This is a genomic window from Aliagarivorans marinus DSM 23064, assembly GCF_000429485.1.
GTDB classification, from domain to species: domain Bacteria; phylum Pseudomonadota; class Gammaproteobacteria; order Enterobacterales; family Celerinatantimonadaceae; genus Aliagarivorans; species Aliagarivorans marinus.
The window spans coordinates 131,050-154,102 of the sequence record NZ_KE386910.1 but is presented as its reverse complement, the minus strand read 5'-3'; the positions used below and the strand labels follow the sequence as shown (position 1 = coordinate 154,102).

Annotated in this window: 19 protein-coding genes; 8 read left to right on the top strand and 11 right to left on the bottom strand. The window is 52.8% G+C overall.

Annotated features, from left to right (window positions below; genetic code table 11):
• Positions 1 to 139: 139 nt before the first annotated feature.
• The 3 genes from recD to recC are packed head-to-tail and all read right to left on the bottom strand — an operon-like array spanning position 140 to position 8,976.
• The gene (recD, locus tag G461_RS0122275; protein ID WP_051333772.1) at positions 140 to 2,032 is read right to left on the bottom strand and encodes an exodeoxyribonuclease V subunit alpha; all 1,893 of its coding nucleotides are present in this window, start codon (positions 2,030 to 2,032) and stop codon (positions 140 to 142) included.
• Positions 2,025 to 5,573, bottom strand: coding sequence for an exodeoxyribonuclease V subunit beta (gene recB, locus G461_RS0122270; protein ID WP_026973514.1), 3,549 nt, complete (start codon positions 5,571 to 5,573; stop codon positions 2,025 to 2,027). The genes recD and recB overlap by 8 nt, the downstream gene beginning before the upstream one ends.
• Positions 5,560 to 8,976 (bottom strand): exodeoxyribonuclease V subunit gamma, encoded by a 3,417-nt coding sequence (recC, locus tag G461_RS0122265; RefSeq protein WP_026973513.1) that lies wholly within the window; start codon positions 8,974 to 8,976, stop codon positions 5,560 to 5,562. The genes recB and recC overlap by 14 nt, the downstream gene beginning before the upstream one ends.
• Positions 8,977 to 9,248: 272 nt before the next feature.
• Between recC and G461_RS0122260 the strand changes: the two genes are divergently transcribed.
• Together G461_RS0122260 and gloA2 are read left to right on the top strand one after the other, a co-directional pair.
• Positions 9,249 to 10,991 (top strand): formate--tetrahydrofolate ligase, encoded by a 1,743-nt coding sequence (locus G461_RS0122260; RefSeq protein ID WP_026973512.1) that lies wholly within the window; start codon positions 9,249 to 9,251, stop codon positions 10,989 to 10,991.
• 152 nt (positions 10,992 to 11,143) lie between these two features.
• The gene (gloA2, locus tag G461_RS0122255) at positions 11,144 to 11,527 is read left to right on the top strand and encodes an SMU1112c/YaeR family gloxylase I-like metalloprotein (protein ID WP_026973511.1); all 384 of its coding nucleotides are present in this window, start codon (positions 11,144 to 11,146) and stop codon (positions 11,525 to 11,527) included.
• Between the two features lie 95 nt (positions 11,528 to 11,622).
• Here gloA2 and G461_RS25215 read toward each other — a convergent pair whose 3' ends face one another.
• Together G461_RS25215 and rhlP are read right to left on the bottom strand one after the other, a co-directional pair.
• Positions 11,623 to 12,276, bottom strand: coding sequence for a thymidine kinase (locus G461_RS25215; protein ID WP_051333771.1), 654 nt, complete (start codon positions 12,274 to 12,276; stop codon positions 11,623 to 11,625).
• A 103-nt stretch (positions 12,277 to 12,379) separates the two neighbouring features.
• Positions 12,380 to 13,282: a rhombotarget lipoprotein gene (rhlP, locus tag G461_RS0122245; RefSeq protein ID WP_084429488.1), complete on the bottom strand. Its 903-nt coding sequence runs from the start codon at positions 13,280 to 13,282 to the stop codon at positions 12,380 to 12,382.
• Between the two features lie 150 nt (positions 13,283 to 13,432).
• Here rhlP and G461_RS0122240 point away from each other — a divergent pair, with 150 nt between their 5' ends.
• Together G461_RS0122240 and G461_RS0122235 are read left to right on the top strand one after the other, a co-directional pair.
• A complete protein-coding gene (locus G461_RS0122240; RefSeq protein WP_026973509.1) occupies positions 13,433 to 14,062 on the top strand; it encodes an MBL fold metallo-hydrolase in 630 nt (209 codons plus the stop codon).
• 301 nt (positions 14,063 to 14,363) lie between these two features.
• Positions 14,364 to 15,215, top strand: a complete 852-nt coding sequence (locus G461_RS0122235; RefSeq protein ID WP_026973508.1) for a delta-class carbonic anhydrase — start codon at positions 14,364 to 14,366, stop codon at positions 15,213 to 15,215.
• A gap of 52 nt (positions 15,216 to 15,267) precedes the next feature.
• Here G461_RS0122235 and G461_RS0122230 read toward each other — a convergent pair whose 3' ends face one another.
• Positions 15,268 to 16,122 (bottom strand): SDR family oxidoreductase, encoded by an 855-nt coding sequence (locus G461_RS0122230; RefSeq protein ID WP_026973507.1) that lies wholly within the window; start codon positions 16,120 to 16,122, stop codon positions 15,268 to 15,270.
• Between the two features lie 166 nt (positions 16,123 to 16,288).
• Here G461_RS0122230 and G461_RS0122225 point away from each other — a divergent pair, with 166 nt between their 5' ends.
• Positions 16,289 to 17,218 carry a LysR family transcriptional regulator gene (locus tag G461_RS0122225; RefSeq protein ID WP_026973506.1) on the top strand — a complete coding sequence of 310 codons (930 nt, stop codon included), beginning with the start codon at positions 16,289 to 16,291 and terminating at the stop codon, positions 17,216 to 17,218.
• 86 nt (positions 17,219 to 17,304) lie between these two features.
• Here the strand turns inward: G461_RS0122225 and G461_RS0122220 are convergent, their stop codons facing one another.
• Entirely contained in the window at positions 17,305 to 17,847 is a 543-nt protein-coding gene (locus tag G461_RS0122220) for an NADPH-dependent FMN reductase (protein WP_026973505.1), read from the bottom strand.
• Positions 17,848 to 18,020: 173 nt separating this feature from the next.
• Between G461_RS0122220 and G461_RS0122215 the strand changes: the two genes are divergently transcribed.
• The gene (locus G461_RS0122215; protein WP_026973504.1) at positions 18,021 to 18,947 is read left to right on the top strand and encodes a LysR family transcriptional regulator; all 927 of its coding nucleotides are present in this window, start codon (positions 18,021 to 18,023) and stop codon (positions 18,945 to 18,947) included.
• A 23-nt stretch (positions 18,948 to 18,970) separates the two neighbouring features.
• On the opposite strand, the gene G461_RS0122210 is transcribed toward G461_RS0122215, so the two are convergent.
• On the bottom strand, positions 18,971 to 19,162 hold the full coding sequence (locus G461_RS0122210) for a hypothetical protein (RefSeq protein ID WP_026973503.1): 192 nt from the start codon (positions 19,160 to 19,162) through the stop codon (positions 18,971 to 18,973).
• Between the two features lie 106 nt (positions 19,163 to 19,268).
• On the opposite strand from G461_RS0122210, the gene G461_RS0122205 reads away from it, so the two are divergent.
• Positions 19,269 to 19,532 (top strand): hypothetical protein, encoded by a 264-nt coding sequence (locus tag G461_RS0122205; RefSeq protein ID WP_026973502.1) that lies wholly within the window; start codon positions 19,269 to 19,271, stop codon positions 19,530 to 19,532.
• Positions 19,533 to 19,738: 206 nt separating this feature from the next.
• Positions 19,739 to 20,311 carry a hypothetical protein gene (locus G461_RS0122200; RefSeq protein ID WP_026973501.1) on the top strand — a complete coding sequence of 191 codons (573 nt, stop codon included), beginning with the start codon at positions 19,739 to 19,741 and terminating at the stop codon, positions 20,309 to 20,311.
• Between the two features lie 176 nt (positions 20,312 to 20,487).
• On the opposite strand, the gene G461_RS25210 is transcribed toward G461_RS0122200, so the two are convergent.
• From G461_RS25210 to G461_RS0122185, 3 genes are all read right to left on the bottom strand, one after another.
• A complete protein-coding gene (locus G461_RS25210) occupies positions 20,488 to 20,841 on the bottom strand; it encodes a DUF3332 family protein (RefSeq protein WP_051333767.1) in 354 nt (117 codons plus the stop codon).
• A gap of 174 nt (positions 20,842 to 21,015) precedes the next feature.
• Positions 21,016 to 21,480 (bottom strand): hypothetical protein, encoded by a 465-nt coding sequence (locus G461_RS25205; protein WP_157360403.1) that lies wholly within the window; start codon positions 21,478 to 21,480, stop codon positions 21,016 to 21,018.
• Positions 21,481 to 21,622: 142 nt separating this feature from the next.
• Entirely contained in the window at positions 21,623 to 23,026 is a 1,404-nt protein-coding gene (locus tag G461_RS0122185; RefSeq protein ID WP_026958979.1) for a hypothetical protein, read from the bottom strand.
• Between the last annotated feature and the right edge of the window lie 27 nt (positions 23,027 to 23,053).

The window sequence follows — 23,053 nt, the reverse complement described above, 5'->3', positions numbered from 1 at the left end:
AATGACTGGTAATTGCGACTTTTATGGAGTTATTCGTTATATTTATGCGAGAAGAACATTCTTTGCACTGCGCAGTGTAGCTCAAAGAAAACCCTTTAACTTCTGTCGCTTAGGTGAGGGAAAGGCGGATGTCAGGGCCCTAGTCAGGCCCATGTAAGCGCAGGGCCAATCCCGAATCACGTTGCGTGTACGACTCGCAGCAGTTCAGCAAACTTCGGCGATTCGCATACAGGGTTAAGGCCTTCTTCGCCCGAGTGATTGCGGTGTAGAGCAACTCCTTAACGAGCAAACTACTAAAGCCCGGCTCCTCGGGTAGGCAGATCGCCACCGTCGAAAACTCTGAGCCCTGCGACTTATGAATGGTCATAGCAAAGGCGGTGTCATGGCTTGGCAAACGAGCTGGCAAAATGCGCCGGGTCGAGCCGTCTACCCCGGCGAAGTGCACGTAAAGCTGCCCAGAACTTGAGTCGTGTAAGGTGATACCGATATCACCATTGTAGAGTTTCAACTGATGATCATTGCGGGTGATCATCACCGGCCGGCCGGGATAGAACTCTTGCTGGCGCGAGATAAGCTCACGTGCCGCTAAGCGCTTCTCGATGGCTAGGTTTACCTCCAGAGTACCCAGCTCGCCCTTGCGGCTGGCACACAGTACGCGGAACTGCTCAAAGCTGTTTAGCACGGCAAGGGGCTCGCCATCCAGCATGGCCAAATAGTCTTGATAGTGACTAACGGCTAATTCTACCGTGTGCTTAAGCAGCTGTTTTTGGGTCCAATTGATATCGTCAAGCTCGCGGTCTTGCAGCAAGCTAAGGGCCTGTCGACTATCACCCGCGTTGACCGCGCTGGCCAGGCTGCCAATACCACCGCCAAAGCGCCAGCTCTTTTGCAGCATAGTCAGGCTATCGGCCACTGGCGATACCGCACGGATATGCTGTTTCAGGTCGGCCCCGGTCGCCGCACTCAAGAACCCGGCTTGATCTGCGCTGTAGCTCATCAGCGCTCCATTGGCTATAGGGCGGATCACCGAGCACACGTCACCTAATATACTCCCCGCCTCCACCGAGCTCAGCTGGTCTTTGTCGCCGAGCAAGATCAAGCGGCAATGGCGCGGAAGCGCTGCCAGCAGCTTGGTCATCATCGACAGGTCGATCATTGAAGCCTCGTCGACCACTAGCACGTCGGCGTGCACTGGCGCGTCTTGATCGTGGCGAAAGTGAATGGAGCCGGGGATCGGTCCTAACAGACGATGTAAGGTACTGGCCTGCTCAGGAATCAATTCCACCAAGCCTGCATCCAGCGTTAATGACGATTTAGCATTGCGGATTGACTCGCTCATACGCACAGCCGCTTTACCGGTAGGTGCCGCCATGCGTATCACTAAGGACTCGGGCTTGTCATGCAAAGCCAGCAAACTGGCCAGAAGACGAATTACCGTGGTGGTTTTGCCGGTCCCCGGGCCACCGGTAATCACCGACAAACCGCTACGGCAAGCACTGGCACAAGCCAGCTGTTGCCAGTTTGGCTGCTCACCTGCCTCAAACAACTGGCCAAGCAAGCCATGTAAGCGCTTATCGTCGACCCGGTGCTGGAGAGTTGCTCGCTCCACCAAGCTGTTCGCTACCTGCGTTTCATAGAACCAATAACGCCCAAGATATAGCCGTCCGAACTCGACCACTAAGGGCAACGCGCACTCAGCCCTTTTGTCCGCCGTTCGGGGCTCACCCGCTACACCTGACGCTTGTAGCATAACCGCCCAGCTATTCGTGTCCGGAAACTGGTAGCCAGTGTGCCCCTCAAAGGCCACTAGTTGGCTGTGTTGGTAGTGCTCAAAGCGAATACACACGTGGCCATCGCCTTGGCGCTGACTAAGCAGCAGCGTGCTGTAGAACACCAACTCATGATGGGCACTGGCTTGCTCTGCCATAAACCGGGCAAAGCGCCAGTCGATGGCTCTTAGCTGCCCCTGCTCGCAGGCCTCAGTAAATGCCGCGTGGTCGATAAAGGAAAGGCGCTGGGTTTGCTTAAGCATGAGTGCTTCCTCCCAGTAATCGATCCAAGGACTCTATCAGCGCCAGCGGCGGCTTGATAAACAACTGACCATAGCCGCCCTCCGTGCCATCAATGCCGCGTAAGAACAGATACAAGGCTCCGCCAAAGTCGCGCTGATAGTCATAATCGGCAAGTTGCTGCTTAAGGAAGCGATGCATCGCCAGGCAATAGAACAGCAGCTGGGCATCATAACGATGATCGGCCATCGCATTGCTCATCGCTTGCTCGCTATAGTCCTCAGTGCAATCGCCTAAATAGTTACTCTTGTAGTCGCACACGTAGTAACGACCGTTGGCCTCAAAGCTAAGGTCGATAAAACCGCGCATCAAGCCATGAAAGCGACTGAAATCGAGCCCGGCAACGTTCTGGGCGAGCAAGGGGTACTCCTTTAATAAGCGGTTAAACTGCTCGGCGCTCACGCTGCCATCAACTGAAAGCATAAACTCCATCTCTGGCAATACTTGCCTCAGTTCGAGTGACGCCAAGCTAACATCGTTCTCTTCGCCAAGCATCAAGGGCGTAGTCATTACAGTGCTTAGCCAGTTTGCTACCACGGCAGGCCACGGCGCCTCGACATTCAAGCCAGCACGCTGCATGGCATCCTCGGCCAGCGATTCCACTGCCTGAAGGTCCAAGCACTGAAAATCCCCTGCCTTACCTTGGAATATTGCTTCGAGGATATCGTGTAAGGCATTACCGGCATCAGCCCCTTTGGCAAAGCTAAACTGGGTGGGCACAGGCGCAAGCGGCAGCGGAGAATCAAGTTCTACTTCTATCGAGCTTTGCTCGTCTAACACCTCATCCCCTGCCCCCGGCTCCAGCTCTGGGCTATGAAGCTTTCTGGCCATGGCAGAGTATGAGGTTAAGCGCCAGCCTTTATCGATAGTGCCGTCAAAACGCTTGGCGGGCGATGTACTCTGCTCAGCATCATCATTGGCCTGATACTGACTAAAAGCGTCTTCCGGCTTGGCTAAGGCAACCAGTCCGCTGTTTTGCGCCGCCAATTGGCTAAGCGCTTCATCTCGCTCTGCCGGGTCGCCAGCCGGACAATTAAGTAGGTAATCCAGTGCGGTGATACCTTTAGGCTTACTGAGTGCGGCAGCTCCCAGATAACACGCGAAGCCTGCGCGGGTGATTGCCACATAAAGCAGGCGCAAGTCCTCGGCCAATCGTTCGGTATCGGCGATCTCCAGGTTCTGCTGCTGGCCGCTAAAATCGACGGTGGTTTCGCCCTGTTGTGGGAACACGGCCAACTTTGGCTGACGACTGGCTAAGGCATAGGGCAGCATCACCACCGGATACTCCAGGCCTTTACTGGCGTGAATGGTGACGATTTGCACCAGATCGCGGTCACTCTCCAGATAGCGTTGCTGACCACCGTACTGTTGGGTGTCTGCGCCGCTTAACAACTGTTGATATAGATTGAGCAAGGCCTGTTCGCCTTGCAGTGCGCTAGCATAGTGCTGCAGCAGCTCGCAGCAATGCAGCAGATCGGCCATCTGCCGTTCACCTTGCAGAGGGTCAGCTAACAGTTGTGCTGGAATTTGATAGATCTCCATCCAACTGAGTAGCGCTGCCATCACCCCTTGCTGCTGCCACAACTGCTGTAGATCGCTGAAATGGCCAAGGTGTTGCTGCCAGCTCAGTTCGTCTTCGCGAAGCGCTGACAGCTGCTTGGCGCTTTTGGCGCACAAAGGCAGTGCCAGAGCCGCCATCACCAAGCGCTCGTTACGTGGCTCATACATCGCCAATAGCACCCGATATACCGCCTCAGCGGCGGCGGTACTAAATACACTGTCGCGGGATTGAAATACCGAGCGCACCCCGCGCAAGCGAAGCTGGGCCGAGATCTTTTCTGCCTCGAAGCGGCTACGCACCAGTACCGCAATATCGCCGGGGTTGAGCCTGCGTTCGCCGAGAGTGGCGCGATCGTAAACAGCGAGATTGAGCATATCGGTGATCTGCTGGGCACAGCAGCGTGCGGCGCTATCGCCGACCATAGTGTCTTCATCAAACTGCCAGATCTGCAGGCTTGGCTGCACCTGACCGTCCAGTTCAAGTGCGCCCTTATCGCCTTGATCGTGGCTGTTTACCGCACTAAAAGGGATCTGCGCATCGATAAATGCCGAGTCCTTACATGTGCTAAACAAGGCATTGGTCGCCGCCACCATGGACGCTGCCGAGCGATAGTTCTTATCCAGTGTGTAGTGCGCGGCTTGCTGGGTATCTTGCTTGGCCTCCACATAGGTATGGATATCGGCACCTCGGAAGGCGTAGATGGACTGCTTTGGGTCGCCAATCATCATCCAGCTACAGTCGTCGTGATTAAACAGCTGCTCAAAAATGGCAAACTGCAGCGGATCGGTGTCCTGGAACTCATCGATTAGCGCTACCGGATATTGCTGGCGCAACTGCTTAGCGATACGTTCGCCGCTTTCGGGTTGGGCCAGTAACTCGGCTAAACGGGTCATCAAATCATCGGGGCTTTGTAGGCTCAACCGCGCTTTCTCGTGGGCCAGTTGCTTAGCCAGATAATCCAGCGCTTGGCTTTTCAGTGCAGCCGCGATATCTAACTCGCTAGCGGCAGCCTGCCATTGCTGCAACAGCGCGCGGCACTGGCTCAGGTCAACATCCAGCCCTTTATCATCGGCCGTAGCAACTTTATCGAAGATATAGTCGAAGGCCACACGGCTGGCTTTGGACGGTTGCGCCGCTTCGCTGTCGTCGACAATGGCTGCGCAGTGCTTGTCTATAGTTTTGCGGTTTAAGCGCGGCAAGGAAGCGATCTCGACCGCTACTTGCTCCAAGTTCTCTTTGATAGCAGCCACAAAGTCTTGCCAAGCCTGTTTGCTGCCAGACAATCGCTGAAGCACTGCGCTTGCCGGATCGATTGCTAATGGCTTGGGCGACAAGTTGAGTGACTTGCGCGACAGCAAAGGATAAAGCGTTGGGAACAAGGCGTTTGGCTCCTTGCATCCCAGCGCGCTCACTACCGCTTGGTAATCATCACCGCGCAGCGGGTAGATGGCTTGTCGCCAGAAATCTGCCAAACACTGCTTGGCTAGCAGGCTATCGTCTTCTAGTAGCTGGCTCTGCGCACTAGGCGATGCAGTGACTTGCTGATCGCTCAGCGCCCGGTGACAAAAACCGTGAATGGTAAAAATCGCCGCCTCGTCCATCGACTTTTCAGCGGCATAGAGGCGCTTAAGCACTTGTTCGCGCTCATCGGCATAGCGTTCCAGCAGGTCATCGATGATCTCATCACCCTCGCTGGGCTTGCCCTTAAAACAGTTAACCGCACTGTGCAGACGCGCACGGATACGCTCGCGTAGCTCCGCGGTGGCCGCGCGGGTGAAGGTTACTACCAGTATATTTTCTGGCGTTAGGCTGCGGCCTAAGGGCTGCTCCACCACATAACGCAGGTACAAACTAGCAATGGTATAGGTCTTACCGGTACCGGCGCTGGCTTCAATGATACTGCGTCCGGGCAGATGAACAGTCTTAGCATTAAGAACCTGCATGTGCGCCCTCCTGCTCTAAGAACTTAAAGAAAGCGCTGTGGCTTAACATATCGGTTTGCTTCTTCCTGACTTCATGCCATTGGGTATGTTGCTCAATCGGTTTGAGCAAGGTTGCGCAGTGCTTAATAAACTCGGGATAAACCGGCGCGAGCAAAGGATGACAGCGTTGAATATATGGGTCGTTGCCATCGCCTTTGTGGGCAGAGTAGATGTCCTGCGGTGCCCAGGCCGCTTCGAGTTTTTGCTGCAATGCCTCGGGCTCTAGCTGTTGGTTAGCAAGCCAGCTAAATCCGCTGTTTAAAAAGAACGGCACTGCCCGGTGCTGCGCCGACGTAAACACGCTAATTGCTTGCTGCAAATAATCCAGCGCCAGCTCTTGTGGCAGCGCGCGATAGAGCAAGGCCTTGCCATCGTCGATAAGTACGCTATCGGCAGATACCCCAAGGGCTGCGCTCACCAGATGCTGCAGCCAGCCATGCAATCGGTCTTTAGCGCTAAGGTTGCCGTTTTTCACCCGCCATAGCCGTCCCTCGACGGGCGCGACGGTTTGGCCTAGCAGCTCGGGCAAGTCATCGCCAAGACTTAAGCGAAACTCTTGCGGCTGAGCTGGACTGCGCAGCGCATCGGGCAGATACTCCATCAGCGAATCGCTGGCAGAGATGGCCTCTTCCAGTTTGCGCTCGCCCGCATCCCCCACCGGCAAGCTGCCGGTTAATCCTTGCTGGCGCTTAAAGCCCGGCACATTCTGATAGTAAAAACGGCTCACAAAGGCTTGTTGTTTGAGCTGCCAACCGCTTAGTGCATCTAACGCGAAGGGCTCGCTATCGGGCACTTGTTCGGCGACCCCATCGAAGTACACGCCCAGCCGCCGCTGCAGAAAATAGCGGCAAGGGTTGCTCAGCGCTGCGGCAACTTCACTGAGCTCAACTCGCAAGCGCTGTTCAACACTTTCCTGCACACCTAACGCGGCATCACTAAAGGGCTCAGGTAGTTGCGGCTGTACTGCCCAAAACTGTGAGTAGGAATGCAGCGGCGACCCTTGCTGGTAGTACTGGGCATTAAACGCCTGTAAGGGGTGCTCAAAGGTCATAGCGTGCAATACCTGCTTACCGGCTTTATCGGGCGCTAAGGACTCATCGCCGCTCACCAGCCACGACTCAGCAATATAGTCTCGCAGCTCCATTAATAGCACCGACGGCGGCAGCTCTTGGTCGCTGCGAATATCCTTGCCCACCCATGAGATATGCAAGTGCTGGCGGCACGAGAGCAAAGCTTCAAGGAACAGGTAGCGGTCGTCCAAACGGCGCGAACGATCGCCACGACGCCGCTGCTTTTGCATCAAATCAAAACTGATAGCGGGGTTTTGCCGCGGGAAATCGCCGTCGTTCATGCCGAGCAGACATACAACCTTAAACGGGATACTGCGCATCGGCATTAGGCTGCAGAAGTTAATTGCCCCCGCTTTAAAGCGGCGACTGGACTGGGCAGCATTAAGGGTATCGAACAGTAGCTCTCGGACAATCTCACGCGAGACCGGTCGATCATAGCCGGTCTGCAACTGCGTATCACGAAATGCCTGCATCGCCTCGACCACAGCCTTAATGTCGCGGCTACCTTGCTCATCGGCGATATAGAATTCGCTTAGCACCTGATTAACACATTCTAGCCACTGCTCAGCGGTATAGCTTTGAGTGAGTAGCTCACTGGTCCGCTCAAGCCGCTCGATAAACAAACTGAACTTACCCAGCGCCTGTGCCTGCGCGCCCTCAATCTCATCGAAGGGCAAGGTGTCGGCGTAATCACCCATGCTTGGGTGCATCGCGTAACCCAGCAGCATCCGTTTGAGACCAAATAACCAGCTGTTTTGCTCAAATTCCCCCACCCCAAACTGGGCACGGTGCTCCGCATCTAAGCCCCAACGAACGCCCACATCGCGAAGCCAGTGCTTGAGCAAGTCAAACTCATCTTCGCTAATGTCGAAACGGGCTAAAGTGGCGGGCACCTCTAGCAGCGCCAGTACTTCACTTAAACCAAAGCGGCTTTCGGGTAAGCTGAAGATCTGCAATAAAGAGTTGGCCAACACCGACTGCTGTACCGCCGATAAGTCGCTAATACTAAACGGAAAGCTCGGACGCTTCGGATTATAGGCAAACACCCCGCGGATAAACGGCGCATAAATCGACACATCGGGCATCATCACCACAACATCGTTGGGGCTGAGGCTTGGGTCACTGTCAAATAGTGCAAACAGTTGGTCTTTTAACACCTCTAACTCGCGCAGTGGTGAGTAGCACTGGTGGAAACGCAGATTAGCCAGTTCCGATTGCGCGAACACTTGCTTGTCGTCATTCGATGAAAGTTGTTGCGGGCTTAGGGCATCAAACTGACCACGGCACTCAAGGTGGAGGATCTGCTGCTGCAAGTAGTTAAGCGCGCCGGTCGAAGGGAACGGAAAATACTGCTCGTACAAGTCGCTCTCCAGCTTTTCTAGCATCAGCGACAAGTTCTCTCGCCCCAAACCACCGAAAGAAGCCAACAGCGGATTGCCTACAAGGTAGTAATGATCGCTATCGAGATCTTCAAGCTTACCCACCAGCTTGCTGGCTTCTATCTTGGCCAGCGCCTTTTCATCGACGATATCCAGCCAAAAGTGCTCGCAGGGGTTGAGCTGGAACCAGTGGATGTCGATATGCTTGGCCAAGGCATTGAGCAGCATCATGGTCTGCTCTGGCAACGAGCTTAAGCCAAAGATGGCAATGCGCGGCGGTAGCCCGCGGATCTGTAGGTGATCACTGTGATCTAACACCTCAAGGGTTTGCTGCAATAAGCGACCACGGTGCAGGTCTGACCCCGCCCTAGCGGCAATATCGTCGCTAACCATCCGCCATAAACGCGCTTGCCACTCCTGTTGATCACCTAAGCCCTCGACCTGCTCGTCTTGCTCCCAACTGGCAATCCAATCCGGGCGATACATCAGGTATTGGTCGAAGGTATCAGCAATCGTTGAGCACAGGCTAAACAGCTTTTGTTGTTGCCGTTCGGGCTGGGCATCTGCCAGCTCACTTTGCATCCATTGGAACTCGGGATCGCTCATATACTGAGGAAGCAGGCGCATCAGCGTCCAAGTCATCGCCGATTTGGCAAACGGGCTCTGTTCGGGCAACGCGCTAAACGCTTGCTTGAAGATCTGCCACAGAAAGGATGAGGGCAGCGGAAACTGGATGTTGGCTGCGATGCCCTGCTTTTCGGCAAGCGAAATCTTAAGCCACTGCGCCATATCCGGGTTTTGCACCAAGATCTGCTCAGGTTCGAACACCGAGCAACCTGCCGGTCGCTGCTGATAAACATCGGCTAAGGTGTCGAGCAGCTTTTCGGTCAGGTTGGATTGATAGATAGTTAGCATTGAGCGTTGGGTGAAATTATTGTTCTGTTTAGATAGCGTCTAGCTTACCCCTTAGCATCGCCGAAACAAACAGTAAGCATGCGCTAAGCCCTTGTTTGATGGGCAATATCACGTTCCATCCCCTAGCTAGTTTGTAACCATACAGTCTTAATACCTCTTTCGGATTAGTTTAAGTAATCATAACAGCGTATTTTTCCTAAGCTTTCTTGAGAGAAGCAGATACTGATTTTTGATATATTTCAGCGCATTAACCCACCTATAAGAGTTAAAACATGCTGTCCGATTTAAAAATCTCTCAACAAGCCACCCTAAAACCAATTAGTGAAATCGCCAAGCAGGCGGGCATTCCTGATCAGGCCTTGATCCCACAAGGCGCATCGAAAGCCAAAGTAAACCTCAACCTGCTAAAGGACAGCAGCGATAACGCACAGGGTAAATTGGTATTGGTGACCGCCATCACCCCAACCCCACTGGGCGAAGGCAAAACCGTTACTACCATTGGCTTGTCGCAAGGCTTGAAGAAGCTCAATCAAAAGGTCATGGCTTGTATTCGCCAGCCATCGATGGGCCCGGTATTTGGTGTTAAAGGCGGTGCTGCTGGTGGCGGCTATAGCCAAGTGGCGCCGATGGAAGAGCTCAACCTGCACCTGACCGGTGACATCCACGCCGTATCTGCCGCCCACAACTTGGGTGCCGCCGCTATCGATGCGCGTTTGTACCACGAAGAGCGTTTGGGCGAAGGCTTTACTGCGAAAACTAGCCTTGAGCGCCTGAACATCGACATCGAGCGCATTACCTGGCGTCGTGTGGTCGATATGAACGACCGTTGCCTGCGCCGTATCAGGGTCGGCATCAACCGCGAAGGCTCTACCGTGAACGGTATCGAGCGCGAGTCGGGTTTTGATATCACCGCCGCCTCTGAGCTAATGGCAATTCTGGCGCTGGCCACCGACCTTAAAGACCTGCGCAAGCGCATCGGTCAAGCGGTGATGGCCTACAACACCGACGGCCAGCCAATTACTGCCGAGCAGCTACAAGTTGCCGGTGCCATGGCTGCCATTATGAAAGACGCCGCTCAGCCTACCCTGATGCAGACTCTGGAAGGCGTGCCTACCCTGCTACATGCTGGCCCATTTGCCAACATCGCCCACGGTAACTCGTCTATCATTGCCGATCGCATCGCACTAAGCCTTAGCGATATCGTGGTAACCGAAGGTGGCTTCGGCTCCGACATGGGCTTTGAGAAGGCCTGTAACATCAAAGCACGAGCGGCGGATAAAGGCCCTGATGCAGGTGTGGTCGTTGCTACCCTGCGCGGCCTAAAAGCCAACTCAGGTAAATACGACCTGCGTCCGGGCCAAGCACTGCCAGAAGCGATCTTCGAAGCAGATAACGATGCGCTAAAAGCAGGTTTTACCAACCTGAAATGGCATATCGAGAACGTGAAGCGCTACGGCGTCCCGGTTGTGGTTGCGATTAACCGCTTCCCACAAGATACCGACCAAGAGCTGGAGTTGCTGGCTAGTTGGGTACGTGAGCTGGGCGCAAAAGTGGCGATCTCCGAGGCCTTTGTCAAAGGCGGCGACGGTGCCACTGAGCTGGCCGAGCAAGTGCTGCTGGCACTGAGTGAGGCCGAGCAGTTCAAGCCGCTATACGATGTGGAGCAAAGCATCGAAGCCAAGCTGCTGACTATGGTAGAAGCCGGTTACGGCGGCGCAGGTATCGAGCTAAGCGAGCAAGCTAAAGCGGATATCGCCCAGCTTAGCGAAAACGGCTTTGCCAACCTGCCACTGTGCATGGCCAAGAGCCCGCTGTCGATTAGCCACGATCCATCGCTAAAAGGCGCGCCGACTGGCTTTATCGTGCCAATCCGCGAGCTAAAACTGTGCGCAGGCGCTGGCTTTATCTACGTGCTGACCGGTAACGTGCTGACCATGCCAGGCCTGCCAGAGCGCCCCGGCTACCTAAACATCGATATCGATGAAGAAGGCAATATTGTGGGTATCGACGAGTAAGGCGCTCACTTAACGCAGTAGCGCTCCTTCAGTACTCCTATCAAGCCCGCATCTGCGGGCTTTTTTTCGCCGCTAATACGCACAGAAGTTGGCTATTGCTGTAGGGCCCTGTTCAAGGCAGACTTTGGCTATCTCTCTAATCAAGGAACGACATGCTAAACGCCATCCACCACACTGCACTTATCTGCTCTGATTATCAGCGTTCTAAACACTTCTACAGCGAAGTACTCGGTCTTACCATCATCTCCGAGTATTACCGCGAACATCGCGATTCCTACAAGTTAGATTTAGCCCTGCCCAATGGCAGCCGCGTTGAGCTGTTTAGCTTTGCCAACCCACCAGCGCGCCTTAGTCATCCTGAAGCCTGTGGCCTGCGCCATTTGGCGTTTAGCGTAACGAATATTGATGATGTGGTGAGCAAGCTCACCACACAAGGCATTGAGGTGGAGCCAATCAGAGTCGATGAGCTCACCGACAAGCGTTTTACCTTCTTTGCCGATCCCGACGGCTTGCCCTTAGAGCTTTATGAAGAGTAAGTCGCTCTACGAAAACTAAGCCGCTTTAAGAAGCCTAAAACGACAAAAGCTCGGAGAACCCGAGCTTTTGCTTGAGAAGAGCAACCAACTTGGTACTAGTCGCCAAGCTGCTGCGCCTGAATAGAGCTCACCGCATCCGCTGCCAAGTTACGTTTGAGCAGTAACTCACCAGCTACCGCCAAGCGGTGATGCTTACGGCACACCGATACATAACGGTCCTCCCCGCCAATCTCGGTTTGGGCGCCAGCGCTCATAGCACGGCCTTCTGCGTCAACCCGCGCCACCATGGTTGCCTTGCGGCCACAAAAACACACACCTTTGATCTCTTCGATGCGCTCAGCCCAAGCCAACAGCCAACGGCTTCCCTCGAACAGTTCGCCAAGGAAGTCGGTACGCAGACCATAGGCCAGTACCGGGATATTCAGCTCGTCGACCACTTGGCAAAGCTGCTCCACCTGCTCTTTGCTGAGAAACTGAGACTCGTCCACCAAGATGCAATCTAGTCGCTTGCCCTGCTCAGCAATCACCTCTTTCACTACCTCAAACAGGTTTAAGCCGTTATCGAAAGGATGCGCCGGCGCACTTAAACCGATGCGCGAGGAAATAATGCCCTTTTGGATACGGTCATCGATGGCCGCCGTGAACAAATAGGTGCTCATATGACGTTCGATGTAGTTAAAGTTTGCCTGAAGCAGGTGGCTGGATTTACCCGCGTTCATGGAAGAGTAGTAGTAGTGCAGAGAAGCCATGTAAAACCCGTGAATCAAAGTCGTTATGCCAAAGTCACACTGGCACAAAATTCGCAAATTTTACCTAGCTTCTTCACTAAATACTACGTTTGCAGTAACTGCCTTAGTTGTTGGCCCCGGGCCTGCTGCGGTACACACGAATAAGTAATAACAAAACCAGCAGCACAGCAAGCATACCGGCCGCACCGGCGCTTCCTGAGTAACCCTTCTTGTGTTCAACCACTATTCTTTTATTGGTTGTGTTTACAGCATCATCTTTTAATTGCGTCTCAAAGCGACCCAGTTGGTCACTTAAGTTGACAATCATATCGTCTACCGCGTAATCGAAGCTCAATGCAGCGTGTTTAGTGATGCTCTCTTCTACGTTAACAGCAGAACTGAGCGCCTCAGCGCGATGTGTACCCGGAGCCCTCAGTAAAAGTGTTTCGCCGGATACATCAAACACTGCTGTATCGACAAAGGTGTTGATGGAGTTACTATTTGCCGGGACCACATACATGCCAACAATCGTCCAGTACAAGAACGCAGCAGAGTTCTCTTTTGACTGTTGTAATTGGTCGTAGGAAACCAGAGCGAATATTTCTACATCATACATTCGCGCCAGTTGTCGTAAGCGGTCAAAACCTTGCCCCCCTTCTAAATAGGTATCAGTGAGCACTTCAATACGGCCAACGTACTCACGATCAGAAAATTGGTCACGAATCTTTTCTAGCAGGGTCTGCTGCAGCTCGCTGGACATCCCCCGGTGCCCCTCATTGACCGGTGGAACCATCGCTATAGCAACATTGACCGGAGGCCTCAACACCACGGTTTGCGGCGTTTTGTTGTGCCCTCCATTCTCATCTGGATAAAGATAACTCATTAAGCTGCTTGAAACAGAGTTGCTCTCGGGTGGATGGCGCACCAAAAAGCTACAGCCCGAAAGCAGAGTCACCAACATCAGGCAAACACAGCAAACGAGAAATCGACAATCACGCCTACGAGCGAGTGGAGTAACCTTGTACATATAACTATCCTTGTCAGTCTATTTTCGTAGCGGAGTCTACCGCCCACACTTAATGACAATTTAGTTCATATTGGCTACTGCGGGGCGCAAAAGCTTGCCCTAACCGCCATGCTGGTTAAACTAAGCGCTTACCGAAAAAAGAGTGTTGTTATGGCCTACCGAATTATTCCAGTTACTCCTTTTGCCCAGAACGCCAGCATCATTTGGTGTGAACAAACTAAAAAAGCCGCCATTGTCGACCCCGGCGGCGACCCGAAAGACTTGCAAGACGCCGTTGAAGAACTTGGCGTTGAGGTTGAGAAGATCTTGCTTACCCATGGCCACCTTGACCATGTTGGCGCTACCGAGATTATCGCCCAGCGCTTTGCCGCGCCGATTGTCGGCCCGCAGCAAGCCGATGATTTTTGGCTAAGCCAGCTGCCTATGCAAAGCCAGATGTTTGGCTTCCCACGGGTGGAGAGCTTTGCCCCTAGCCAATGGCTAGAGCATGGCGAAGTAGTGACCATTGGTGAAATGGAGCTGGAAGTGCGCCACACCCCGGGGCACACGCCGGGCCACGTAGTGTTTATTGATCATGCCGCTAAGCTGGCCATAGTCGGCGATGTGCTGTTCAAGCGCTCCATCGGCCGAACCGACTTCCCGCAGGGTGATCACCCCACCTTGATCAAAGCGATCAACGAACAGTTGTACAGCTTGGAAGATGACTACCAATTTATTCCCGGTCACGGCCCAATGTCGACCATTGGCGAAGAGAAACGGATGAATCCGTTCACGCGTTAAGCCCTAAGCGGTCTGCTGGCGATTGATTCACTGCAGACCGCCGCCTCTGTTTTCGCTGCCCAAGCGATTCATTTTACTCACGTGTTTTTGATATAAATCAGCTAAAGCAGATTTACTCCCAGTATTCACACAACCTCGCAGTCAACGCTATTGACTTAATACTCACAACGAGTTTTATTGAGCTTCGTCACACTTTGTAGCACGTCTATTGTACCAATCGGATGCTTACCCGCGGGTCTGTTTGGTGCGTTGTCACGCGGCTGCGTGGTCTTATTGCGGGTGATACTTAAGGAGAAGTACCGTGAAAACACAGTTAGTCGGCCTTACACTGTCAGCACTTTTAGGATTTGGCCAAAGCTACGCTTCAGACTCAGCGCAGCATGAAGTCTCTGATGCCGAAATAGCTCGCCAGCGCCAATCACTTGCGACGCATACAAAAGGCTTTGGCCCGCAAGCACCGCGCGATATCGATAGAGTTGATGGCAGGAATCGCCATCGATTCGCCTCAGCCCCCGATGTTGAGCAGATGAATCTATGTAACATCCACTTTCATATGAATGCTGAGCATCGCGGCGGCGAGTATCGCACCTATGCTGGCAATGGCGATGGACGCGGCTTTCATAGCGGTTTTGTTTACTCGGGTACGTTACAAGACCTTGAGCTGGCAGAGCTCGATCATTCGATATGCCCCAGTGAGCATGGTAGCTTGGCACCTGGCGATACCATCGAACTGCACTATGTGTATTCCACTGCCGAGGTCGAGCCCGGCCCTACGCTGGGAGCATGTATGAGCCCATCGATTAAGAACCCGCAACTGCGGGTTGAGGCGGTGGTGATGGTACTAGTGAGCGATCATGACGCGGCAAGTTTCACCCACCTTACCGAAATCGGCAAAACCAACGAGTTATATCAGGCGCTGCACCTACCCGAGTCCGGCAAGGGTGCAGTACAGTATGCCGGTTCAACCACTGGCCCGGGCTACAACGAGCAGGGCTCACCTTTTCAGGTGACCTGGAATGTGAGACCAAAAGTGCTGAAAGTCGACGCAGATAGCGTTGGCCATTGGTGCGAGGGGAATCCTTTTGATGAGGACCACGCCCACGGGGTACGCAATCTGGTGACTAACCTCGCCCTGTTGTCACCTATCTTGTAACGTGGCTTAGCTTGAGCTGACCAGCAAAGCCAGCTCAAGCACATTCCAGATGCTAGATGGCTTTCACAAACTCGCCAGCAAAGTCATCAAAGTGGCGAGGCGCACGCCCCAACACCTTTTCGACATCTCCAGTCACCTCGGTATAACGTCCGGTGCCAAACCACGCCATAATCTCTGCCAGCGCAGCAGCCAGCCAAGCATCCATCCCCGCGCCGGCCATCGCTTGTTCTGCCGCTTCACGCGGAACCGCTACGTAGTTAACCGGTTTGTTTGCTAGCGCGCTAATCCGCGCTGCTTGCTCATCGAAGCTTAAGGCTTCTGGGCCGGTTAACACGTAGGTCTGGCCTGCATGCCCCTCTTCGGTAAGCGAGGCAACCACCACATCGGCCACATCACGAATATCCACCACACTTTGGGCTGCGTCTGCCAGCGGCAAGTAGAACTCACCGTTGGTTTGGATGGTTGGCAACGCGCCATAGAGGTTCTGATAGAACGAGTTAGGTTGGATCAGGGTATAGGCAAGCCCAGATGTTTTTAGCAATTCATCGGTCAGCGCATGAGTGCGAATAACCTCTGAGCCCGCATCTTTACTTGCGTGCATGCCCGATAGCTTAACGATATGCGCCACGCCGCTGGCTTTAGCCGCCGCAATCACGTTCTCTACCCAGCGCTGGTTATGCGGTGATACCGGCATAGACAGATAAACCCGCTCTACCCCTTTCATCGCCTGTTCGAGATTGTCTAGATTATCGAAATCGCCAATCGCAGTTTGCTCGTCGCTCAGGCCCAGTTGCTGTGCCTTCGCCTCGTTGCGCACCAAGGCTCTAAATGTGGCCCCTTTCTGTTTCAAGCCCGCTACCACCAATGAACCGGTGTTACCTGTTGCACCAAGCACCAAAATAGTCATGTTTGCTCCTTACGCTACGCGTGTATCAGTGTTTGCATACGATAAGAAGCAGTCTAGAGCATCCCAATTAGCTTGATTAGATAACACATGCGGGCTTTACTATCCCGTATATGGGACAGTGCTCATAGCTAGCAACCGGTTTACCGCGAGGTACCAACAACAGCTTATGAAAGAAATAGATGCCCTCCCCCTATTCTCCAAGGTGGTAAGGATGGGAAGCTATGCAGAAGCCGCCCGCCAGCTAGATATGCCAACAACCACCCTGAGCAGGCGTATTGCCGCGCTAGAACAACAACTCGGCGGCAAGCTAATGCAGCGCACCACCCGCTCGCTGTCGTTAACCGAGCTAGGTGAAGCAATATTGCCGCAAGCCCGGCTGGTGGAAGAGACCATCCACCAGCTAGGTGAAACCATCGACGCCTTGCAGCGTCAGCCCCAAGGCACCCTACAGATCTCTGCCTCGCGCAGCTTTGCCCAGCACGTGCTCGCCCCGCAATTAGCAGACTTTGCCCACACCTACCCGGGGATCCAGTTAGATCTGCATGTGAATAATCGCCGGGAGAACCTGGTGTCGCAACATCTCGACTTCGCCTTTCGCGCAGGTCCCCTGCAAGACTCATCGCTTATAGCCATGCCGGTGGGCAGTGTGCGCTACCATCTGGTGGCGTCGCCAGAGTTGATAGCAAAGCACAAAGACGCTGACTCACTTGAGGGTGTGTTATCGCTGCCACGGGTGCTCAATCATATCGATGGTGCGCTATTTAACTGGCCGCTTAAGTCAGTCATCAATCAAGTAACTGCACCGTCGGTTAGCCCGCAGAGCCAAAACCGCTACGCGGTAAGAAGTGATGATTTCGAGATCAGCCTGAATATGGCAATACAGGGCGTTGGCGTGGCCTTATTGCCCCATTTTGTGGTGGCGCAAGCGCTGCAGTCAAAGCAGCTTGTCTCGCTGCACCCTGATGCGCTAGCCCAAGACAATACCCTGTATCTGGTTTACTCAAGCCGCGAATACCTGCCCAGTAAGTCGCAGTGCTTTCTCGACTGGGTGCGCGCGCACCAACCACAGTTCGCTGAACGTCTACAAGGGAACTAGTGCTGCCTTGTAGACGTTCGGGGATGGTTTGAGTGCGGTTAAAGGTTATCGGCGGTTAACGATTCTTGACAACTAAGCCCTGGAAACTAAGCCTTGGCGGTTTCGGTAGTTAAGCTTGCCACCGTTTCACGTAACTGCGCCTGCAACTCGGAGTTCGTCAACCGCTGCTCGGCCAGGTCGAAGTTATCGTAAAAGCTTGGGATTGAGAGCGAGCCCTTCACCTCGGCGGCAAAGTATGGAGCGCTGGTGACTGCCGCACCCAGTACCGATTGCGCGCCGCCCGGACCCGGCGAGGTTGCAAGGTATACCGCTGGCTTACCCTGATATACCTTCATATCAATGCGTGAGGTCCAGTCAAACAAGTTTTTGTAAGCTGCGGTATAGCTGCCGTTGTGTTCGGCGAAGGCGACAATCAGGGCATCGGCGCTACCGATTTTGTCGAAGAAGGCCTGCGCTAATGCGGGTACTCCGCCAGCCGCTTCGCGGTCACTGCTGTACAAGGGCATCTCGTAATCATTGATGTCGAGCACTTCTATCTCTGCGCCTTCTACAAAGGTCGCTGCATAGGTCGCCAGCTGACGGTTGATCGATTGGGCGCTGTTAGATGCTGCAAATACCAGTAGTTTCATGATTCATCCTTAGTGAGTTTGCCGAGACGGCGACACCATGTGTTTAACTTGTAAACACTATAATTCCCTTTTCAGATTTGATTAATGGGGCAAATGTGTAAGGATTATTTCCATATGACTCGCAATAAGCGGTGAATGCCTCAATTTTCGCTTATCGATAGGCAAGGACGACGATGAATAGCCAATTGTTCGATGGCATGGTGATCTTCACTGAATTGGTCAAACAAGGCAGTTTTACCAAGGCCGCGCAAAAGCTTGAACACTCCACTTCGTACATCAGCAAAGAGCTGACCAAACTGGAAGAGCGCTTGGGAGTACGGCTATTGCAGCGCAGCACCCGTTCGTTAAACCTCACCGCCGAAGGGCAGCTCTACTACGCCCAAGCCGAACAACTGGTAGACGATGCCGCAGCGCTGGAGCGTGCTATGCAGGGCCAACAGGCCAGCCCCTCTGGCGTGCTACGAATAAGCTGCCCCACCAGCTTAGGCATTAACACTCTGCCGAGGTTCTTAGAGCATTTTAACCAGCGCTACCCCAGAGTCAGCTTCGATATTGAACTGAATGACAAAAAGGTCGACCTGATTGCCGATGGCTTCGATTTAGCCATCCGCGCCACCACGGCATTGGACGACTCCAGCCTGATCAGCCGCAAGTTCGCCACCTTCCGCGCTGTCATGGTAGCGTCGCCAGCCTATCTAGCGCGCTTTGGTACGCCGCAAACCCCGGATGATCTGCGCAATCATAAGCTTATCTGCTATAGCAATCTGCCCAACTACAACCAGTGGCGCTTCACCGGCCCCGATGGCCAACAGACCGAGCTGGCTCTCCACAGTTTTGTGGCAACTAATAGCTCGCAGTTAGAGGTTGAGCTATGTATCGCAGGTCAAGGCATTATGCGTATGCCGGAGTTTAACCTTGGCGATGAGCTGAGCAACGGCAGGCTGGTGGAGGTTTTAAAGGACTACTCGAATGGCGATGTGGATGTGTATTTGGTGTACCCGAACCGGAAGCATATGTCTTCCAAGGTGCGTAGCTTTATTGATATGTTTTTGGAGCACAAGGAGTGTATTGGAGCGGGGCTCGTTAATAGCAGTAGCTAGTTAGTTGCTCTGGACGCAGGCTGTTATCTTTCACGTCGGTTATTGAACACAGCGCATGCGTCATACAACACCTTCAAAGGACTTGAACTCTCCAGCCAAGAGCCAAACTCACGCGGTTTCACCTCAACATTCGACAGTTCCTGTTGGTTAGCGACAGCACAAAGTTGAATGACATGCTTTGCTAAACCCACACCATAGACGGTAGTATCAATCATTATTTGACTCCTAACTCATTAACCTTCACATGAAGCGTAGCAGGGAGCGGAGGGAGTCTAATTATCTGTTAGGGCTAGAAATGTAAATGGATAGATCGAGGTACTCATGAGTGATGAGACGAAAGAACAAGAACTTAATGTCGAGGTTACAGCAAAGAAAGATGAGTTATCTCTTAAAGCAAAAGGGGCGGGGTTGCTGATTCTAATAGCAATTTGTTTGGTTGGGATTGTACTTGTGGCTTTAAAAATGGCGAATAGTGAAAATATGACAATATTTTTTCTACCATTAATCTCTCTGTCTTACATTACCAACAATTTAATTGCAACGCTGGATGCTACGTTGGGTTTAACAGTTCGTCATCACGATTGAGATTTAGCCCTAACAAATCGCTTAAGTCGATAGCTAACGCTCGGCATTTTTTGGTTCGGTTGAGTTAAGTGACTACGTGGCTTTGCTTAGGTATTGTGTTCGTTAACTTCGACTTAGCTATGCGTTATGCAGTTTGTTTTACTTCATCGAACTTATGATTTGTACCAGTTGTAACTAAACGATTGTTCAAACGAATGGAGGCGTAGATGTTTGATTTTTTAGGAGGAGTGCTCACTGGTATTGCAGGGAACCTCGCAACGAAAGCTCTTGAAGGAATTTGGGGAAGTAAAAAGTTAAACTATGAGGAGCCAGAGAATAACGAAGTAGAGTCACCAGAGACGAATCCTCAAGTAGAGGACTCCCCCAAAATATTTCAAACCTTCCACATTAAAAATGGCTTCAAGGACATACTGGCATACGTTCAGAAGCCAGTGGTACATGCAGTTGTGGAAGACTCTCCTACAACTCACTATCACCTGATTACGTTGGTTGTTGAGTGCAGAAAAACTGGAGAGTGGTTCGTTTCTCGTAAAGGAGAGATGGCGTTTGAAGGTGGCGGTGGAGGTATAATGGTCGCAGAGAGAGTCATTATGTGGTGTTCTGAACGACATATAAAAGTTATACCTTGGGTTTTAACTAAGGAAAAAGTAGATTTGCTTTCTACAGGCCGAATTCTTTGGCACACAGTCAAACCAGAGCTAGTACCATTATTGACTTATGCTAGAAGCGAGTATTTTGTTAATCGCATTGCAAAGCGCTATAGAGAGCTAACTGCATAACAATGCGCTCAACAGTGACCCCAAGCGCATGGCATTTCACTGCGTGAAAGTTTTATGTCATCGTTTGGGGCACGTTAGCTTAGCGTTGATATGATTCCCCCTGTCAACGCTCACTCAAATAAACCCAAAGAAGCTTAAAGGCATGCCCACACACCTTTAAGCCCAATCTCAGCGTCCTACTCAGCCAACGACAAAGGCGGCAATGGCGCACTGCGCAGCGGCTCATCAACCATATCATTCACTTCCAGCCAGGTGTCGACATCGCTGTCGAATACATGGGGGCTGCCGGTAATCGGGTGAGTGCCGGTCCAGAACTCGATGCTGTTTAGCACCATTGCATCGCCCATTAGGGTGAAGGCATAGACTGGCGAAAGCGCAATATTCAAGCCGCCGCGGGCATAGCGGTTATCTACCGCTTCAACGTTTTTCTCCAGCAGCATGCCGGTTAGCACGTTACTGCCAACACAACCACTTAGCAGGCCGGGTAATACCAAGGCCAGTCCCATTTTCTTTAAGTCTTTTAACCGCATTTTGGCTCCAATAGTCGTGCGCTCTGTGGCGCACTTGAAAAAGTGCGCCGATGATACACACAAGCACTGGCAGGTTCACCGTAAGACGAACCGTTCGCTTATTAATTCGACTAAATGGCCGATTTGGAGAAGCTAGCTTGGCTACAGGCTCTTGAACTGAGCCTAGGGCTGCGTTTAGAAACCGAGCATGTCCAGCACAAAAAATGGTGCCAACAGAACAACCACGGAGCCCAGCAGGCACACCAGGCTCAGACCAAATACACGCCAGTTTGAATGAAATACATGGTTAGGTGAGTCGATAATCGCCTGTTTGGTCATTTGATGGCGCTCAGCCATCATTCGACCAATCACGACGTAGCAAGCGGTAAACGCCGAACTCGGGAAACTATCCGGCAGCAGGGGCAAAAACACCCACATGGCCACGATGGCAATCAAACCGATCACCAAGGTCTCCTTTTTGAGTGCTTCGTTCTTCAGCATCGCAAAGTTCGCCATCAGAAAATAGATAACCGCTACTGGGCCACCCAGTGCGGAGGCCGCACCGATTTGGTTAGGCGAATACATTTTTGTTGGGTTGATTGCTTGTGGTGAAGCGGGTGTTGAGAGATTGGGAGAGTGAGAAGAATTGGGTGCTTCCACGCGAGTATTCCTTGAGTTTGTTCGATGAATCAAGCATGCCCAAATGGCGCTACATTGCTTAGCTGAATTTTAGATATTAACTTTACATATCAATAGCTTATAGAGAGCATGCGCGCGTGGATTATTACATACTTGATGGCTGTTACGCTATCATTTCAATCTCGACAATCTTGGAGCGGGTCATCACCACCTTCCAGCGCTGGATCACCGGCTGATCATCGTCGTCGGTACTGCGAATGATCAGGTTGATAAGGTGGCGTTTCTCTACCGACTCTTTGAGTACCTTGCCTTCTTTGAGTCGATACACCCGCTGAGAGCCTTTTTCCATAAGCCGGGAGAATACCCGAAGATCTAGCAGCATGGACTCGCGGGTTTTCTCGTAGCCACTGAGAAAACGGGTGCTACTGAGGTTGGCGCGACTTTTGTAGCGCAGCACCACTTCTTCTTTTTGCGAGACCTTGCCGCGGCGGGCCTTCTGGATATCGCGATCAAGCTTGCGAAAGCTTAGATATTCCAACCATTCGAGCTTTCTGCCGAGCGGCTTGCCTGAGGTGCCATCGAGGTAGGTTTTACGCCACTTCGGCCTACCTTTGTTGATCACCCGCCACAGCGCATTGGTCACATCATCCTTAAACACTTCGCGTAGCGCATAAATGCCCGATAGCGTCACCACCAGCAGCAAGGTCACCCCATCCAGATAAGAGCGCGCTTGTAGCACCATATAAGAGACAAACAGCATCACAAAGGCGGTGGCGCCGGCCTTTACCCATTTCTTGGTGTTTAGGCTGAGGTCGAGCGTCTTTTCGCGCAAGGTGACCGGGTACTCAATCAAGCGGCGCAGCAGGCGCATCTTATTCGATAGCCGGGTCATATCCTTCATAGCATGGCGCGAGTTGTACTCACGGGCCTTGCGATACTCAGCTTCGGCATTAACGGTGGCCAGCAGTTGCTCTTTGGTATCGCCATACATGCCGCCACGTGGTAGGTGCGCCACCAACGACAGGCAGCGTTGCTCGGTAAACCACGATAAGTAGTTGTCGATGTTTTCGAAATACTTAAGCAAGTGCGCGTCGCTGGGCTTGTTGCGGCGCAGTTTGCGCAGAATACTCTCGGCCAGCTCGCGCTGCTCGCTCACCAAATCCCAGAACTCATTGGCTTGATAGGCCTCGTCCAGCATGTCGTCATGCTCTTGGTTATCGCGCTTTTGCAGCACAAAGGGATGCTTAAGCAGGCGGTGGGCGGTTTTCTCTAACGCGATAACATATTGATAGGCATACAGACTCAGGCTCAGTCGGTACTGCTCAGGCGGTAGCTTGCCGCGCGATGCCAAGCGGCTATGTACCAAGGGGAGCTGGTTCTTGTCGCTATAGTAGGTGCGCTTGCTGTGGATGGCGGCGTGGTAAAACTCATCTTCAGATAACAGCTTTGGGCTTAGTTCCAGCTCGCCGGGCACAAACAGAAAGATCTCCAGCTCACCCTGTTTGCTCTCGCTTTGCACGTGCGCAATGCGCAGTTGCATGCCATCTCGCTGTTCTACTGTTACCAATCGCCTACTCCCGTTATTACTGCGGCA

Coding starts and splice junctions, on each gene's coding strand:
- recD (WP_051333772.1), bottom strand. CDS start 2,032: ATGCTTAAGCAAACCCAGCGCCTTTCCTTTATCGACCACGCGGCATTT.
- recB (WP_026973514.1), bottom strand. CDS start 5,573: ATGCAGGTTCTTAATGCTAAGACTGTTCATCTGCCCGGACGCAGTATC.
- recC (WP_026973513.1), bottom strand. CDS start 8,976: ATGCTAACTATCTATCAATCCAACCTGACCGAAAAGCTGCTCGACACC.
- G461_RS0122260 (WP_026973512.1), top strand. CDS start 9,249: ATGCTGTCCGATTTAAAAATCTCTCAACAAGCCACCCTAAAACCAATT.
- gloA2 (WP_026973511.1), top strand. CDS start 11,144: ATGCTAAACGCCATCCACCACACTGCACTTATCTGCTCTGATTATCAG.
- G461_RS25215 (WP_051333771.1), bottom strand. CDS start 12,276: ATGGCTTCTCTGCACTACTACTACTCTTCCATGAACGCGGGTAAATCC.
- rhlP (WP_084429488.1), bottom strand. CDS start 13,282: ATGTACAAGGTTACTCCACTCGCTCGTAGGCGTGATTGTCGATTTCTC.
- G461_RS0122240 (WP_026973509.1), top strand. CDS start 13,433: ATGGCCTACCGAATTATTCCAGTTACTCCTTTTGCCCAGAACGCCAGC.
- G461_RS0122230 (WP_026973507.1), bottom strand. CDS start 16,122: ATGACTATTTTGGTGCTTGGTGCAACAGGTAACACCGGTTCATTGGTG.
- G461_RS0122225 (WP_026973506.1), top strand. CDS start 16,289: ATGAAAGAAATAGATGCCCTCCCCCTATTCTCCAAGGTGGTAAGGATG.
- G461_RS0122220 (WP_026973505.1), bottom strand. CDS start 17,847: ATGAAACTACTGGTATTTGCAGCATCTAACAGCGCCCAATCGATCAAC.
- G461_RS0122215 (WP_026973504.1), top strand. CDS start 18,021: ATGAATAGCCAATTGTTCGATGGCATGGTGATCTTCACTGAATTGGTC.
- G461_RS0122210 (WP_026973503.1), bottom strand. CDS start 19,162: ATGATTGATACTACCGTCTATGGTGTGGGTTTAGCAAAGCATGTCATT.
- G461_RS0122205 (WP_026973502.1), top strand. CDS start 19,269: ATGAGTGATGAGACGAAAGAACAAGAACTTAATGTCGAGGTTACAGCA.
- G461_RS0122200 (WP_026973501.1), top strand. CDS start 19,739: ATGTTTGATTTTTTAGGAGGAGTGCTCACTGGTATTGCAGGGAACCTC.
- G461_RS25210 (WP_051333767.1), bottom strand. CDS start 20,841: ATGCGGTTAAAAGACTTAAAGAAAATGGGACTGGCCTTGGTATTACCC.